Raw genomic sequence first — 16,352 nt, 5'->3', positions numbered from 1 at the left:
GCTCTTCCGTGAACCGTGATCGCTTCATTCTGTCCGTCCTTTCGAGGGGCGGACTCTAGCTATTCCTGGAGGAGTTTCAGGGGGTCACGTCACTCATCATCATCTGCCTGACCGTCGGCACCTTCTGGGTCTGGCAGGAACGAAAGGCGGCGACCGAGCATCAGCTAGGTAGAAATTCCTAAGCTCTCACTCTAGGCTGGGCCGACTCATTGTCGGGAACGCCATGCCCCTGTCCCACGCCAAACTTTGGAAGGCCGTTGACGCCCTGGCGCGGCGCGAGGGCCTGTCGCCGTCGGGATTGGCGCGGCGGGCCGGGCTGGACGCCACCAGTTTCAATCCGTCCAAGCGGTTCAGCGCCGGGGATCCGCCGCGCCCCCGCTGGCCCTCGACCGAGAGCCTGACCCTGGTTCTTCAGGCGGCCGGCGTATCCCTGGCCGACTTCGCCGCCCTGGCCGACGACGCGCCCTCCGCCCCGTCGACCGTGCCCCTGCTGGGCCTGGCCCGCGCGGGCCTGGACGGCTTTTTCGACGAGGCGGGCCTGCCGACCGGCGACGGCTGGGACCAGACCGAACTGCCGCAGGTCAATCCCACCACCTTCAGCCTGCGGATCAGCGGAGATTCGATGGCGCCCCTGTACCGCGAGGGCGACCGGGTCATCGTCGACCGGGGCGACCCGGCCGTGCGGCGCGGCGACCGGGTCGTGGCGCGTCTGACCTCGGGCGAGGTGGTGGCCAAGGAGCTGACGGCGCTCAACGCCCGCACCGCCACCCTGTCCTCGATCAATCCCGACTATCCCCCGCGGGTCGTGTCCCGGCGCGAGATCGAATGGATGGCCCGCATCCTCTGGGTCAGCCAGTAGAAAACCCCGGCCGGCGAACCGGACGGGGTCTGAGGCTCAAACGGCGAACCGCGAGCCTGGCGACCGTTCCGGCGGGATCGACGGGGGCAAGAACGACCCCGCCGGCGCGGTCTTTCCGGGCGCGACCTCAGCGGGTCACATAGTTGGCGTTCACCCAGCCGCCGCCGGCGATCTGGATCCAGTCGCCCTGGCGAGCGACGGCGGTGAAGGGCTGGCCGGCCGCCAGGCTGCCCGACTGGCGGAAGCCGGTGCCGGGGCCGCTGCGGATCCGCAGAGTGGTTCCGGCGCGATAGGTGTTGGCGTTGGCCTCGGCTGCGACGCGGGCGCGCTGCTGGTTGCAGCCGATATAGGAGCCGGCCGCCGCGCCGGCGCCGGCGCCGACGATGGTACCGGCCGTGCGCTCGTTACGCGCCAGGTTCGAGCCGACCACCCCGCCGACGACTGCGCCGATCAGGGCGCCCGCGCGCTGGCGACCGCCAGGGGCGTCGCAGTTGGTCACGCCGTTGGCCTGGGCCTGGGCGGCCATGGGGGCTGCGGTCACTAGGGCGGCCAGAGCCGCAGCCGTGGCCAGACCCGTCTTCAGAAACTTGCTCGACATATTCATCTCCTGTCATCGGGTTTGCCGATGAGGGGAGAATGCCGAGCTGAACCTGAAGGCTCCCGGAGCTTCGCCGTTATTTTCCGTTCATCTTAAGGGACGCTCGGCGCGTCGGCGTTCGATCAACCGCCGCGCGGCCTCGACGTCGCGCTCGACCAAGTGTTTGCGGCGCAGAAATTGGAAGTCCATCACCCGGGCCCACAGGTGCAGCAGCCGGTCCTGAGTGACGAAAACGGTCAGCGCCTCGACCGTGGGCGGTGCGCCCCAGGCCTGGGCCAGTTTCGACAGATGGTCCACCGTCGCATCGTCGGGCAGGGGCTGGCATTCGACGATCCAGTCCCAGCTGCACAGCTCCGGCCGCGCCTTGATCAGCGCCAATGTCGCCGTCAGCACCTTGTCTGCGGACCCGGCCGAAACCAGGTCCATCCACAAGATCCGCGCCTGTTCGTCGATCTCGTACTGCACGTCGCCTCCCCGGCCACGTCGCCATACAAGCCCTTCGCGGTTAAGAAATATTACCTTGCGTCAAGCCTGCGCCAGTTCGCCGCGCGCGCCCTTTTTGATCAGGTCGATCGTCTGCGGTAGGCCGTAGATGGCCGCGAAGGAGCCGAAACGCGGCCCCTGGCTGGCGCCCAGCAACACTTCGTACAGCGCCCCAAACCAGGCTCGGAGCGGTTCGAACTCATGCGCCTTGCCTGCTGCATAGACCTCGTTCTGGATCAGCTCGCCGTCGGTCGTGTCCGCCGGCAGGGCCTTCAGCCGCTCCGCCAGGTCCTCCAGCGCCGCCTTCTCCTTGTCGTCCGGCAGTCGGTACGACTTCGAGGGCTTCACGAAGTCCTCGTAATAGTTCAGCGCATGGTCCATCAGCCGGTCCAGCAGCGGCTCGTTCTCCGGCGTGGCCTCGGGCAGATATTTGGCGAAATAGGCCCACAGCTGGTCCTTGGTCGAGGCGTTGGCCACCCCCACCAGGTTCAGCAGCAGGGCGAAGGACACCGGCGACGTATGGGTCGGCGGGTTGCCCGCATGGATCGACCAGACCGCATTGTCGATCCGTTTGGCCGGCTCCTGGGTCTTGTAGGCTTCGATAAAGGCCAGATAGTCGTCGATGGCGCGCGGAATGACGTTGAAGTGCAGGCTCTTGGCCGACTTCGGCGACTGGAACATGTACCAGCTCAGGCTCTCGGGCGTGCCGTAGCGCAGCCATTCCTCCATCGTCAGGCCGTTGCCCTTCGACTTCGAAATCTTCTTGCCCTCGATGTCGAGGAAGAGCTCGTAGTTGAAGCCTTCCGGCGGCGTGCCGCCCAGGGCGCGACAGATCTTGCCGCTCTCGCGCACGCTCTCGATCAAATCCTTGCCCGACATTTCGTAATCGACGTCCAGGGCGGTCCAGCGCATGGCCCAGTCCGGCTTCCACTGCAGCTTCACATGGCCGCCCGTGACCGGCAGCTCGGTGCGCCCGCCCGCCGGGTCGTCGAAGACGATGGTCCCCTTTTCGACGTTCCGCTCAAGCGTCGGGACCTGCAGCACATGGCCCGTGATCGGGCTGACCGGCAGGAAGGGCGAATAGGTCGCCCGCCGCTCTTCGCCCAGGGTCGGCAGCATGATGGCCATGACCGCGTCGAACCGCTCCAGCAGGGTCAGCAGCGTCGCGTCGAACACGCCGGACCTGTAGGTCTCGGTCGAGCTCATGAACTCATAGTCGAAGCCGAACGAGTCCAGGAAGGCCCGCAGCCGCGCATTATTGTGCGCCCCGAAACTGTCGTGCGTGCCGAACGGATCGCGCACCCGCGTCAGCGACAGGTTCAGGTCCTCGCGCAGCATCTCCGGGTTCGGCACCCCTTCCGGCACCTTCCTGAGGCCGTCCATATCGTCCGAAAAGGCCACCAGCCGCGTGGCCCAGTGGTCGCCGGTCAGGGCGCGGAAGGCGTTGCGCACCATGGTGGTCCGCGCCACCTCGCCGAAGGTGCCCATGTGCGGCAGGCCCGAGGGCCCGTATCCGGTCTCCAGCAGCACCGGCTTCTGCAGGGCCTCGAACTTCGCCAGGGCCTCGTCGGCCTTGCCCGCGTCGATCAGCGCCCGCGCCTCGGCCCGCTCGCTTTCGCCCAGCCGTTTCTTCAGCACATGGGCCAGCAGATTACGGGCTTGTTCGAACGGCCAGGACTTGGCCTCGCGGGCGAGAGTTTCGAGGTTCTGAAGCATGGCGGCGGTTTGACTTGTCCCGCCCCCCGGGTCAACGGCTCAACGACGTCGGCCGGTCGCCATCGCCACCACCGCCGCCCCGGCCGCCACGATGAGGGCATCCTCGATCAGACCGCTCTTCGTCTGCCCGATCCGCGCCATCGCCTTTTTCCGCCCGGCCAGCCCCAGATAGGCCAGCGGAACCGCCGTCCCCACCGCAAGCGCCGCGCCGAGCTTCTCGCGCCCGCGCGGCGCCAGGGCCGAGCCCGCGATCCCCGCGCTCATCACCCGCGCCAGCAGGCCCAGGAAGACCGTCCGGTCCGGCGCCGACTTCATCTTGTCGCCGAACAGCTCGCCTGCGCCCATGGCCAGGCCGCCGAACCTGAACAGCGGGTGATCCAGCACGACCAGCCGCCCCGGCGTCTTCCGATGCGCCAGCCGCGCGCCGACGATGGCCGCCATGGGCGTCATGGACCTAGCGCTGGCGACGGCGCCGATGAGGACGGACGGGAGGAAGGCTGTAAGCTGCATCTCCCCTTAACTCGAAGCCGGTGTTCGGGTTCACACCCGATGCTTCAGCGCCTGACTCTCGTGATCGGAAGGCGTTCCAGCTGGTTCAGGAAAACCTCCAGATGCTGGGAATGCGACGCCACCGCATCGCGAACCTCGGGCCGGTTGAGGTGGCGGGTGTCGACCATGACGCCGCCGTCCTCCGTCCGGCTGGCCAGACCGAGGACGCAAAGTTTTTCAACATGTCGGCGCGTCGTCTCGACGGACATGTTCAAGGACCGCGCTAGGGCTGACAGACTGACCGGGCGACGGAGATCGTCGGGCAGAAATTCAGAGCCCATCAGCGCAACATGCCTGTGCATGTTTCGAACATGCTGGGCGCAACCTTGGGCGGCGGAGACGAAGACCAAGGCCGTAACGGGATCGCCCCCGGCGACCTCCTTGTACAGCAACATGAATCTGAGGACGTAATCGACCCCGGCCGCCAGTCGCAGCCTTTCCCATGCGCCTTCAGATAACATGCGGACATGGTGCTTCAGCCAAGAGGTGAAGTCATCTCATTTTGAGAAACCCAACTCTAGCGCGTGACCAAATAATTGCGCCATTGCCCGCCCCACGTTTTCTCGGGGGATAAAATGGGCGCGAAACTGATCAATCTGAAGGCGAGGCGTTCGGGCGCGCGCATCGAACGGCTGCGGGCGACGGACCCCGTCGTCGTGGAGATCGTCTTGGCTCTATGGGAATTGGGCGGGCAAGCTCACCGTCAGACGGTCGCCGACCACGTCCTGCGCGGACGAGGCGAGATGGGGGTCATCCGCCACGAGGATCGTGCGCCCATCTATCAGGCCATGAACAGCGTCTTCTCAAGCGGCGGTTCGGGCTGGATCGCTCCAGCCTTCGGCGAAACGAGCTATCGTTGGGTTTTGACGGACTCCGGTCAGCAACTGTTCCAGACCGCGCGGCCGCCGAAGCGTTCGCGGGCCGCCGCGGGCTGACGGTTCCGGGGGTTGACCCCTGTCCGCCCCCATGGCCTGTGCGCCGCCTGATGAAGACCGCCGATTTCGACTTCGACCTGCCCGAGGACCGCATCGCCCTGCGGCCCGCCGATCCACGCGATTCCGCCCGCCTGCTGGTGGTGAAGGACGGCGCCCTGGACGACCGGATCATCCGCGACCTGCCCGACTTTCTTCAGCCGGGCGACGCCCTGGTCTTCAACGACACCCGCGTCATCCCCGCCCGCCTGTCCGGCGTCCGCACCCGTCCCGGCCCCGAGGGAGAGACCCTGACCGTCGCCGTCGAGGCCACGCTTCACCATCGCGACGCCCCCGACGTCTGGTCCGCCTTCATGAAGCCCGGCAAGCGGATCAAGCCGGGCGACCGCATTCGCTTCGGACAGGGAGCCGACGCCGCCTGTGACCTGGGCCGTCTCGACGCCACGGTCACGGCCAAGGGCGACGACGGCCTGATCACCCTGAAGTTCGACCTGTCCGGCCCGGCCCTGGACGACGCGATCCGCGCCGTCGGGGTCATGCCCCTGCCCCCCTATATCGCCGCCAAACGGCCCGAGGACGACCGCGACCGCTCGGACTATCAGACCGTCTTCGCCGAACACGACGGCTCGGTCGCCGCCCCTACGGCGGGCCTGCACTTCACGCCCGCCTTGCTCGACGCGATCCGCGCCCGGGGCGTCTCGACCCACGCCGTCACCCTGCACGTCGGCGCCGGCACCTTCCTGCCGGTCAAGGTCGAGGACGTCGCTGAACACCGGATGCACAGCGAATGGGGCGAGGTCTCGCCCGAGACCGCCGCCGCCCTGAACGCCGTCCACGCCGCCGGCGGCCGCATCGTCTGCGTCGGCACCACTTCGCTGCGCCTGCTGGAATCCGCCACGACCGAGACCGGCGAGATCCGCCCCTTCCACGGCGACACCGCCATCTTCATCACCCCCGGCTACCGTTTCCGCGCCGTGGACGTGCTGATGACCAACTTCCACCTGCCCAAATCGACCCTCTTCATGCTGGTCAGCGCCTTCGCCGGTCCGGAGACGATGAAGGCCGCCTACGCCCACGCCGTCGACACCGGCTACCGCTTCTACTCCTACGGCGACGGCTCCTTGCTGTTCCGGGCCTGAAAACCCCACGCCGCCGGCGCGAACCTTCTGCTGAGGCGGATCGAACCGCTTGTCCTGTGGCCTTCCGGCGCGCGAACCCTTAAATGCCGTCCTCTGACGAAAGAGACTTCCGTGACGCCTGACGACGCCGAGCTTGATCTGCCGCAAGAGCTCCGCGACGGCCTGATCGCCGTCGGAGAGGCCGCGCGCGACCTGGACCAGCCCTGGTGGATTTTCGGCGGGGCGGCGATGGCGCTTTACGGCCTGACCGACATCCATGTGCCGGACATCGACGTCCTGTGCGCCCCGCGCGACGCCCGCGCCCTGCTTGCCGCCTTGGGCGGCCAGATCGTGCCCGACCCCGGCGAGGGTCTGTTCCGCTCCGCCGTCTTCGGCCGCGCCCATGATCAGTCGATCCTGATCGAGGTCATGGCCGGGCTGGAGGTGCGTGACGGCGGCGACTGGGCGGACGTCCAGTTCGGGTCGCGCCGGCCGGTGTTTATCGACGACACCCCCCTGTTCGTCCCCGACATCCGGGACCACATCGCCCTGTACCGCCTTTTCGGCCGTCCCAAGGATCTGGCGCGCGTCGAACAGCTTGAACGACTGATCGCCTGAATGCCCTTTCCTTTTGACATTGCGGCCGTCGAAGGCCGCGCGCGCACCGGCGTGCTGAAAACCGCCCGCGGCGAGATCCGCACCCCAGCCTTCATGCCGGTGGGCACCGCCGCCACGGTCAAGGCCCTGACGGTGGACCAGGTCAAGGCGACCGGCGCCGACATCATCCTGGGCAACACCTATCACCTGATGCTGCGCCCCGGCCCGGAGCGGATGGAACGTCTGGGCGGCCTCCACAGATTCATGGGTTGGGACAGGCCGATCCTGACCGACAGCGGCGGTTTCCAGGTCATGTCCCTGGCCGGCATATCGAAGGTCAAGGAGGAGGCCGTAACCTTCTCCTCCCACATCGACGGCTCCAAACACGTCCTGACCCCCGAACGCTCGATCGAGATCCAGTCCGACCGTATCGGCGCCGACATTTCGATGCAGTTGGACCAGTGCGTCGCCTATCCGGCCGAGAAGGACGCGGCGCGAAAGGCCATGGAGCTGTCGATCCGCTGGGGCGCCCGCTCCAAGGCCCGGTTCGGCGAGCGGGAAAACCAGGCCCTGTTCGGCATCCAGCAGGGCTCGACCTTTGAGGATCTGCGCCGCCAGTCGTCCGAACAGCTTCAGGAGATCGGCTTCGACGGCTACGCCATCGGCGGTCTCGCCGTCGGCGAAGGCCACCAGGCCATGTGCGAGGTCTTGGACTATGCGCCCGAAATGCTGCCCGCCGACCGGCCGCGCTATCTGATGGGGGTCGGCAAGCCGGTCGATCTGGTCGAGGCGGTCTGGCGCGGCGTCGACATGTTCGACTGCGTCCTGCCCACCCGCGCCGGCCGCCACGGCCAGGCCTGGACCTGGGACGGCCCGTTGAACCTGAAGAACGCCCGCTTCGCCGAGGATCAGGATCCGCTGGACCCCACCATCCCCTGTCCCGCCTCCTCCGCCTATTCGAAGGCCTATCTGCACCACCTGATCCGCGCCGACGAAATCCTCGGCAAGGTCCTGCTCAGCTGGCACAATATCGCCTTCTACCAGGCTCTGACCGCCGCCATGCGCGCCGCCATCGCCGAAGGCCGCTTCGAAGCCTTCCGCCGCGACTTCCACGCGCGGCACGTGTCGAACGGTTGAGGCCCTACCGCCTCGGGCGGAACCAGCTCGGCGCCGCCGGCGGGGCGCAGTTCCTCTGCATGCCGATCCCCTTCAGAAAGGCGCGCCGCATCCGCCCCGCCTGTATGGCCGACTGCACATGGCGGCTGTGCTGTTCCGCCCCGCTCAGGCGCCGCACCCAGCTGCGGCCGGGAATGAAGTCCGTCGTCGTGCCGCGAATGGCGTCCAGCGTCGCCTTGGCCGCCGCATCGGCCGCCTGTTCGCTGCGATAGGAACCGTCCTGGCGCGGCGGCTCGTCCGTGTCGGGCCCGAGCGCCTCGTCCAGCCGCGCCACCTCGGCGCCGATGGTGGTGCACTGGTTCAGATTGCGCAGATCATAAGGATTGGCCTCGGCCTGCAAGAGGACCGTCGGAATCAGCTGGCGGCGCAGATTGAAGTCCTCCAGCGGCGCGGTGACCGCGTCTCCCAGGCCCGCGCCCACCTGCTCGGCCCCGCTCATGGCGGAACGACCGGCGTTGCAGCCGGCCAGGACAACAGCTGCGACGAGGAGCAGAGGAAAAGACTTCATGGCCGTCTTAGACCATGGAGGTCGTCTCGATAGAAGCCAAAAGGGGCCGACCACCGCCCGGCTTCAACCCCCAAGGGGGAGAATGGTACGTCCTCTCGGGCTCGAACCGAGGACCCTCTGATTAAAAGTCAGATGCTCTAACCAACTGAGCTAAGGACGCACCGCGCGACGTTCGAGCCTGGCCCAAACCGTCGAAGGGCGCCTTCTGTTGCAATCCGCCCTTCCGGTCAAGACCGGGTCTGCTACTCAATGCATATGAAACCGCTGAACGGACTTCGCATCCTCGAATTCGACGGACTGGGGCCCGTCACCTTCGCGGGCATGATGCTGGCCGACATGGGGGCCGAGGTGCTGCGCCTCACCCGCTCGGATGCGGCGGGCCCGGCCGTCTTTTCCGAGGTGGGCGGCGCCGTCCTTCACCGCAATCGGGCCGCCGTGCCGGTGGATCTGAAGTCTGCGTCGGACCGGCGCGGGGTTCTGAGCCTGGTCGAGTCCGCCGACGCCGTGATCGAGGGTTTCCGTCCCGGCGTCATGGAACGTCTGGGCTATGGTCCGGCCGATCTGCTGGGCCGAAACCCTGCCCTCGTATTCGGGCGGATCACGGGCTGGGGACAGAGCGGCCCCTTGGCCCAGGCCGTCGGACACGATCTGAACTACATCGGACTGACCGGTCTGCTTCACGCCATGGGGTCGCCGGACCGACCGCCGACGCCGCCCTTGAATCTGGTCGGCGACTACGGCGGCGGGGCGATGATGCTGGTCGTCGGCGTTCTGGCGGCCCTGCTGGAGGTCCGAACCACCGGGCGCGGACGCGTCGTGGACGCCGCCATGACGGACGGGACCGCCCTGCTGGGCGGCCTGTTCCACGCCCTGCGCGCCCAGGGCTTGTGGAACGACCGCCGCGGCTCCAACCTTCTGGACGGCGGCGCGCCCTTCTATCGGTGTTACATCTGCCGGGACGGCGGCTATGTGGCGGTCGCGGCGCTGGAGCCCCGCTTCTATCTCGCCCTGCTCTCGGGTCTGGGGATCGACCCCGCCGAAGCGCCTCAGTACGACACCTTCGCATGGCCGGATCTCCATCTTCGCTTCGCCGCCCTGTTCGCCGCCCGGAACCGTGACGACTGGGCGGAGCATTTCGCGGGGACGGAGGCCTGCGTCACCCCCGTGCTGAGCCTGGGCGAGGCGCCGGCTCATCCGCACAATCAAGCCCGTGGGACATTCGAAGACGGCGCCCCGGCCCCGGCGCCCCGCTTCGACGACCAGCCCTCTACGGTCGCAAATCCGCCGCCCCTTCCGCTCGACGCGGCCATGCTGCGCTGGGGGGGCTGCGAACCCAGATGACCGAAGGCGTTTTCGGCGCTATGGAACGGAGCCGCGCGACAGACGTTGCAGAACCAACCCAGGGGAACCGCTTTTCATGAGACGCTCGATCTTCATTCTGGCCGCGACAGCGCTGGCCGCGTCCGCATTGGCGGGCTGTGAGGATCGCCAGTCTCGGCCCGAAGACGGCTACCAGCCCCCCGTTGAACAACCCGCCGAGACCGACGAGGCCGCCGGCGAGCCAGTCGTCGCCCCTGAAGTGACCGATCCCGCGCCCACGCCGCCTGAGGAGACCCCGCCGCCGCCGCAAGAGCGGACCTCGGAACAGTCGGTTCAGCCCGAAAGCGAAACCCTGTTCTACTGACGGGCCTTGTCCCTCCCTCCTGCGGTCGGATAGGGGCTAACCTAAGTGCTTGAAAGGGCGTGCCGAGGCGCCGATCCGGAGGCCGTGATCTTGACGAAAGCTGTAGTTTGACGATCCGGCCCGCCCTGTTTCTCACCGCATTGACGACCTGCAGCCTTCTCGCCCAGGCCGCCGCCGCAGATCCCCGCGCACAAATCCGCGGCGAGGTCGACACCGAGCTGCGCCGCATGTTGGAGCGGGCCATCGGCGAGGTGGACGGCCCCCCCGAAAGCCGGTTCGAAGCGCGGCGCCGCGCGCGCAGCGCCATGTCGGCGGCCGAGGCCCTGCTGCGGTCGGAAGCCTATTATCAGCCGGTGCTCGAAGACATCGTCGAAGGCGAAGAGCGGCCGACCGCCATCGTTTCGGTCGAGCCGGGTCGCCGCTTCGTGCTGACCCCGCCGACCATCAGCTGGATCGACCCCGCCCCCGACGCCGAGGCGGCCGAGGACGCCAGAGCCGCGATCGGGTTGAAGGCCGGCGATCCGGGCCGGGCGGTCGATGTGATCGCGGCGGAAGGGCGGATCGTCGCGCGCCTGGTGCGGGACGGCTATGCGGACGCCAAGGCCGATCCCCGCCGCGTCGTGGTGGATCACGCCGCCTTCACCGTCGCGCCCGAATACCGCATCGTATCGGGCCGACCGGTCCTGTTGGACGGCGTCCTGATGCCGCGGCCGGGTCGAACCAACCAGGCCTGGGTCGCCGCCCTGGCGCCGTGGCGGGAAGGCGACCGGTATGACCCCGACAAGGTCGGCGAACTTGAGCGCCGCCTGTTGGACACCGGCGTCTATGACGGTGTGGGCGTCGCCCTGGCGCCGCCGGAACAGACCACCGCCGAAGGGCTGCGTCCCGTGATCGTGACGCTCCAGGACCGGCCCCGCCGCGTGCTGGAGGCCGGCGCCACCTGGGCCACCAAGGAAGGCGCCGGCGTTGACTTCATCTGGACCCGCTACAATCGGTTCGGGCGCGCCGACACCCTGGCGCTTGAGACCCGGTTCGCCCGGCTGGACAGCCGCATCGGCGCCGATCTGTCCCTGCCTCACTGGCGCAAGCCCGGCCGCACCTTGAAGCTCAGCGCAGGCGTGGTGAAGGAGGACACCGACGCCTATGAACGCACCGCTCTGGTGCTGGCGGCCGAGCTGCAACAGCGGATCGGCCGGACCTCCTACTTCAACTACGGCATCGGCCTGGACGCGGGTCAGTACCGCGAGAACCGATACGACTATGCGTCCGTCCCCCCTAGGGCGGTCAGCTTCGACCGGGATCTGGCGATCGTGACCGGCCGCACCAGCGCCTATATAGACAACTCCAACGATCCTTTGAATCCGACGCGGGGATGGCGCGTGACCGCCTCGGTCCAGCCGACGGCCGTGGCCGGGGAGGACACGGTCCTTTTCCTGCGTAATGAGGCCCAGGCGACCGCCTATCTGCCGCTGCAAGATCAGGCCCGCACTGTCCTGGCCGGGCGCCTTCGTCTCGGCGCGATCATCGGCGGGGGTGAGCTGAGCGTGCCGTCGGACCGTCTGTTCTACTCCGGCGGCGGCGGGTCGGTGCGGGGCTATTCCTATCAGGGGGTCAATCCGCAACTGCCGGATCAGACCCCGCGCGGCGGTCTGTCGCTGTTCGAAACCTCGCTGGAGGTTCGTCACGACATCGGTCAGAGCTTCCAGGCCGTGGCCTTCGTCGACGCCGGCGCCGTGGGTTTTCAAGAGACGCCGAACCTCAGCAACATGCGCTACGGCGCGGGCGTCGGGGTTCGTTATAAGCTGCCGTTCGGCCCCATCCGCGCCGACGTCGCCATCCCCTTGGACAAGCGTGAAGGCGACTCGGCCTTCCAAGTCTACATCAGCATCGGGCAGGCGTTTTGACCCAGGAGCCGCCCGAACAAGCGCCTGAAACCGCGCCCGAAGAAACCGCCGCCCAGGTGCGCCGCAGACGCAGCCTGCCGCAGCTGATCGCCCTGATCGCCGGTGGAATAGTCGGCGGCGTGCTGGTGCTGGCGCTGATCGCCCTGATCGGCGGCCGGATGTACATCGTCTCGGATGCGGGGCGAGAACTGGTGTCCGGCTTCGTCCAGGGCCAGAAGATCAGCCGTTACGGCCGGATCAACGTCTATGGGCTGAAGGGCGATCTGTTCGACGACTTCACCCTGGAGCGGGTCACGGTCACGGACCGCGACGGGGTCTGGCTGGACGCCCGAAACGTCAGGGTCGACTGGTCCTACTGGCCCCTGGTCACGCGGCGGTTTCACGCCACCGAGATCAGCGCCGATGTGATCCGACTGATCCGCCGCCCCGTTCTGGACGCGCCGAGCGGCGAGCCCGGCGGGCCTCAGCCGATCGACGTCGATATCGACAAGTTCTCGGCGCGAGTCGAGCTGCTGGAAGGTTTTTCCAAGGAATACGGGCGCTGGGACCTGTCGGGAATGATCGACCTGCCGCGTCGCGGGGCCAAACACGCCGAACTGAAGGCCGACAGCCTGAACCGCCCCGGCGATCTCTTGCGCCTGGCGGCGACCTTCGGCGGCAAGCTGGAGGACACGCGCGTGGATCTGCGCGCCAAGGAGGCCCAGGGCGGCCCCCTGGCCGGCGCCCTGGGCTATTCGCCCGACGAACCCTTCTCGGCCGTGGCGGTCGTGAACGCCGACCTGGTGCGCGCCAAGGTTCAGACCGGCCGCTTCGTCCCGCTGACGGTGGACGGACGGTTCGGCGAGGCCGGGTCTCGGGTCTCGGGCTATTTCGATTTCAGCGGCTCGGACCTGTTCGCCCCCTTCGTCGAGCGGGTCGGGCGCACGGCGCGGTTCGGCTTCGCCATGGTCCCGGCCAAGGACAAGGCCTTCCAGGGCGTGGGTTGGAAACTGATCTCCGACAACGTCGCCTCCGAAGCGCGGGGCGTCATCCGCATGTCCGACCGCAGTTCGCCCGACGGAATTCGACTGGACGTTCAGACCGCGTCCCTGAGCCGATTGACGGGTGCGGACGTCGCCGGTCCCGCCGCCTATTCCGGTCTGTTCAAGGGCGACGCCCAGACCTGGAGCCTGAAAGGCCAGGCGACCCTGTTGAACGCCAACCTGGCCAGCTACAGGGCGACCCGCATCGCAGGGCCGCTGAACGTGCAGGTCCGCGACGGACGGATGGATCTCGACGGCGACGTTCGGGCCTTCGGCGGTTCGACCCAGGGCCTGATCGGCGGTCTGCTGGGCGCAGCCCCGCGCGTTCAGCTTGAAGCCGCACGCATGAAGGACGGCGCCCTATTGCTGGAGAAGATCGATCTGGACGGCCAGGGGCTGTCGGTCGAGGGATCCGGCTCCCGCAATCTTCTGGGCGGCATGGGGTTCCGCGGCGATGCGCGGCTGACCGACGTTTCGCGCATCCAGTCCGGCGGCAAGGGGTCTTTCGGCGGGTCCATTCGCGCCGCCTCGGCCAAGACGGGCGCGCCCTGGACCCTGAGTTTCGACGGCCGGGGCCGCGAGCTGAGCGTGGGCATGGACGAGTTGGACCGTCTTCTGGGCCGCACGCCGCGTCTCCAGCTGGACGGCAAGCTGAACGGCGGGCGGATTGAACTGGATCGCGGCGAACTGACCGGCGCCGCCGGACGGGCCGGCGCCAAGGGGCTGATCGAAACGGACGGCCGCCTGCGGCTGGCCCTGAACTGGAACGCGCGCGGCCCCTTCGCCGCCGGTCCGGTCGAAATCGCCGGCGACATGAACGGACAAGGCGCCCTGACCGGAACCCTGTCTCAGCCGCGCGTCGATCTGACCGCAGGGTTCGACCGGGTCACGGCCGGCGGACTGATCCTGACCGACGCCGACCTGATCCTGAGCTTCCGCAAGGGCGCGGACGCCTCGGACGGCCGGATCACGATCACCAGCGGCTCCAACTACGGCCCGGCCCGCGCGTCGGGGAACTTCGCCCTGGGCGGCGACCGGATCAGGCTGAGCGATCTGGACGTCAACGCCGGCGGCGTCACGGCCCAAGGCGCCGTGGCCTTGTCGGACAACCTGCCCTCCAGCGCGGACCTGACCTTCACGGCGCGCGCCGGCGCCTTCCTGGCTTCCGGCGAAGCCAACGGGCGGGTCCGCCTGACCGAGGGCGGCGGCTCCGACAGCGCCATCCTGGACGTCAGCGGGCGAAACATCCGGCTGTCCGGCCAAAGCTGGGTCATTCGCACCGTCGATCTGGACGGCCGCGGAACCCTGAACAATCTGCCCTTCACCCTGGCCCTGGACGTCGGCGGCGGCACGCCCGCCCAGTTCAATGGAACGGGCGTCTATGCGCGACGCGGCGACGCCCAGACCCTGAGCCTGCGCGGCGGCGGCCGGGTCCGCGAGGTGGCCTTCACCACCCGAACCCCCGCCACCTTGACTCTGAACGGCGCGGAACGGGCCGCCCACCTCGACCTCGGCGTCGGAGGCGGGGTCCTGATGGCGGACCTGCGTCAGGATTCGCGGATCGCCGTCATCCAGGCCGACCTGACCAGCGTCGACCTCCAGACCATTTCGCCGGATCTGCGCGGGCGCGCGACGGGCCGGGTCTCTCTGCGCGGCGCCGGTGACGATCTGTCCGGTTCGGCCAACGTCACCTTGCAGGACGTCCGCAGCATCGATGCCCCGCGCGGCCTGGCGGTCGACGGCCGCCTGGACGCCACCCTGATCAACAACAGTCTGACGGTGAAGGCCGTCGCCTCGGACGAGGACGCCGTTCAGGCGGCCGCCGACATCACCTTGCCGGTCGAAGCCTCAGCGGCGCCGCTGAGGCTGGCGATCGCCCGCCAGCGTCCAATGTCCGGCAATGTCTCGATCAATGGACAGATTCAGCCGATCTGGGATCTGTTCCTGGGCGGTGATCGCACCCTGGCGGGTCAGGTGGATGGCCGGGCGACGATCGCCGGCACCCTGGCCTCCCCGCGCCTGAACGGCCGGTTCGACCTGTCGCAAGGCTCCTATCGCGAGAAGTCGGTGGGGCTGGTTTTGGGCGACCTCAATCTGAGGACGCGGTTCGACGACACCACGGCCCTGATCGAGGCCTTCAGCGCCAATGACACGGCGGGCGGCACGGTGAACGGCCAGGGTCGGATCGGCCTGCGCGAAGGCTCGGGCTCGACCGCCCAGCTGAACCTGACCCGCTTCCGCGTGATCGACAACGACATCGGCGAGGCCCGCGCCACCGGCCCCGTGACCATCGTCCGCGGCCAGGACGGCAACATCCAGCTGTCGGGTCAGATCAATGTCGATGAAGCGCGGATCGAGCCGGAGGTGCCCGGTTCCACCGGCATCGTCTCCATGGACGTGGTAGAGATCAACCGGCCCGGCGGAGACGACCAGGAAGCCGAGGTGCGCCGGCGCGGCCCTCAGATCGGCCTGGACATCGCCCTGCGCTCCAGCGGGGGCAAGGTGCGGGTCAGCGGCCGCGGCCTGAACGTGGTGCTGGACGTCAACGCCCGGGTGCGCGGCACTGTGGCCCAACCCCAGCTGACCGGCACGGCCAATGTGGTGCGCGGCGACTATGAGTTCGCCGGCAAGCGCTTCGTCTTCGACGAATCCGGCCGCGTCACCCTGTCCACCGATCCGGAGGACATCCGCCTGAACCTGTCGGCGACGCGAGAGGACGCGGCCCTGACCGCCACCATCAATGTCACCGGCACGGCCGCCCAGCCGAAGATCGCCCTGACCTCCACCCCCGCCCTGCCCCAGGACGAAATCCTGTCCCAGGTGCTGTTCGGCCGGTCGGCCGCCCAGTTGTCGCCGTTCGAGGCGGCGCAGTTGGCGGCGGGGGTCGCGGCCCTGGCGGGCGGCGGCGGATTCGACGTCATCGGCAATCTGCGCGAACTGGCGGGACTGGACCGGCTGTCCTTCGGCGGACAGGCCAGCGCCCTGACGGTGGCGGGCGGCCGCTACATCACCGACGACGTCTATCTGGAGGTCATCGGCGGCGGTGAAGGCGGGGCGGCGGTCAAGGTGGAGTGGCAACCGCGCCGCAACCTGGCGATCAGTTCGCAGTTCGGCGGCCAGGGCGAAACCAGCCTGTCGATCCGCTGGCGTCGGGAAAGCCGCGACCCCGGCCAGCGCGCCGACCGGCGCCCGAACCGGTAATCTGT

General features: G+C 68.3%; 15 protein-coding genes and 1 tRNA gene. 9 read left to right on the top strand and 7 right to left on the bottom strand.

All coding sequences use genetic code 11. The features are described from left to right. Positions 1-223: 223 nt before the first annotated feature. Positions 224-859 carry a S24 family peptidase gene (locus tag GGQ93_RS15450; RefSeq protein WP_183218238.1) on the top strand — a complete coding sequence of 212 codons (636 nt, stop codon included), beginning with the start codon at positions 224-226 and terminating at the stop codon, positions 857-859. 127 nt (positions 860-986) lie between these two features. On the opposite strand, the gene GGQ93_RS15445 is transcribed toward GGQ93_RS15450, so the two are convergent. From GGQ93_RS15445 to GGQ93_RS15425, 5 genes are all read right to left on the bottom strand, one after another. Next, positions 987-1,457, bottom strand: a complete 471-nt coding sequence (locus GGQ93_RS15445; RefSeq protein ID WP_054765197.1) for an SH3 domain-containing protein — start codon at positions 1,455-1,457, stop codon at positions 987-989. 87 nt (positions 1,458-1,544) lie between these two features. Continuing rightward, positions 1,545-1,922, bottom strand: a complete 378-nt coding sequence (locus GGQ93_RS15440; RefSeq protein ID WP_054765196.1) for a hypothetical protein — start codon at positions 1,920-1,922, stop codon at positions 1,545-1,547. A gap of 60 nt (positions 1,923-1,982) precedes the next feature. Beyond that, complete coding sequence (locus GGQ93_RS15435; protein WP_183218236.1) at positions 1,983-3,656, bottom strand: lysine--tRNA ligase; 1,674 nt, start codon at positions 3,654-3,656, stop codon at positions 1,983-1,985. A 39-nt stretch (positions 3,657-3,695) separates the two neighbouring features. Next, entirely contained in the window at positions 3,696-4,166 is a 471-nt protein-coding gene (locus GGQ93_RS15430) for a hypothetical protein (protein WP_183218234.1), read from the bottom strand. 44 nt (positions 4,167-4,210) lie between these two features. Beyond that, a complete protein-coding gene (locus GGQ93_RS15425; protein ID WP_183218232.1) occupies positions 4,211-4,666 on the bottom strand; it encodes a hypothetical protein in 456 nt (151 codons plus the stop codon). Between the two features lie 114 nt (positions 4,667-4,780). Here GGQ93_RS15425 and GGQ93_RS15420 point away from each other — a divergent pair, with 114 nt between their 5' ends. The 4 genes from GGQ93_RS15420 to tgt all read left to right on the top strand — a co-directional run bounded on the left by GGQ93_RS15420 (position 4,781) and on the right by tgt (position 7,989). Beyond that, positions 4,781-5,140, top strand: coding sequence for a hypothetical protein (locus GGQ93_RS15420; RefSeq protein ID WP_183218230.1), 360 nt, complete (start codon positions 4,781-4,783; stop codon positions 5,138-5,140). 50 nt (positions 5,141-5,190) lie between these two features. After that, a complete protein-coding gene (gene queA / locus GGQ93_RS15415) occupies positions 5,191-6,276 on the top strand; it encodes a tRNA preQ1(34) S-adenosylmethionine ribosyltransferase-isomerase QueA (protein ID WP_183218228.1) in 1,086 nt (361 codons plus the stop codon). Between the two features lie 111 nt (positions 6,277-6,387). Then, positions 6,388-6,873: a hypothetical protein gene (locus GGQ93_RS15410; RefSeq protein WP_152949813.1), complete on the top strand. Its 486-nt coding sequence runs from the start codon at positions 6,388-6,390 to the stop codon at positions 6,871-6,873. After that, entirely contained in the window at positions 6,874-7,989 is a 1,116-nt protein-coding gene (gene tgt / locus GGQ93_RS15405) for a tRNA guanosine(34) transglycosylase Tgt (protein ID WP_183218226.1), read from the top strand. A gap of 4 nt (positions 7,990-7,993) precedes the next feature. Here the strand turns inward: tgt and GGQ93_RS15400 are convergent, their stop codons facing one another. Together GGQ93_RS15400 and GGQ93_RS15395 are read right to left on the bottom strand one after the other, a co-directional pair. Beyond that, positions 7,994-8,536, bottom strand: a complete 543-nt coding sequence (locus GGQ93_RS15400; protein WP_183218224.1) for a hypothetical protein — start codon at positions 8,534-8,536, stop codon at positions 7,994-7,996. A gap of 83 nt (positions 8,537-8,619) precedes the next feature. Beyond that, positions 8,620-8,696 (bottom strand) — tRNA-Lys (locus GGQ93_RS15395). 89 nt (positions 8,697-8,785) lie between these two features. On the opposite strand from GGQ93_RS15395, the gene GGQ93_RS15390 reads away from it, so the two are divergent. From GGQ93_RS15390 to GGQ93_RS15375, 4 genes are all read left to right on the top strand, one after another. Beyond that, a complete protein-coding gene (locus GGQ93_RS15390) occupies positions 8,786-9,877 on the top strand; it encodes a CaiB/BaiF CoA transferase family protein (protein ID WP_183218222.1) in 1,092 nt (363 codons plus the stop codon). 76 nt (positions 9,878-9,953) lie between these two features. After that, the gene (locus GGQ93_RS15385; RefSeq protein WP_054765130.1) at positions 9,954-10,220 is read left to right on the top strand and encodes a hypothetical protein; all 267 of its coding nucleotides are present in this window, start codon (positions 9,954-9,956) and stop codon (positions 10,218-10,220) included. 107 nt (positions 10,221-10,327) lie between these two features. After that, on the top strand, positions 10,328-12,124 hold the full coding sequence (locus GGQ93_RS15380) for an autotransporter assembly complex protein TamA (RefSeq protein WP_183218220.1): 1,797 nt from the start codon (positions 10,328-10,330) through the stop codon (positions 12,122-12,124). Next, positions 12,121-16,347: a translocation/assembly module TamB domain-containing protein gene (locus GGQ93_RS15375; RefSeq protein ID WP_183218218.1), complete on the top strand. Its 4,227-nt coding sequence runs from the start codon at positions 12,121-12,123 to the stop codon at positions 16,345-16,347. Before GGQ93_RS15380 ends, GGQ93_RS15375 begins: the two co-directional genes overlap by 4 nt. Positions 16,348-16,352 lie beyond the last annotated feature (5 nt).

The organism is Brevundimonas aurantiaca (assembly GCF_014199955.1).
In the GTDB taxonomy this organism is placed as follows: Bacteria; Pseudomonadota; Alphaproteobacteria; order Caulobacterales; family Caulobacteraceae; genus Brevundimonas; species Brevundimonas aurantiaca.
Note: the sequence above shows the minus strand (reverse complement) of the source record. Positions and strands in the feature narration are given on the sequence as shown.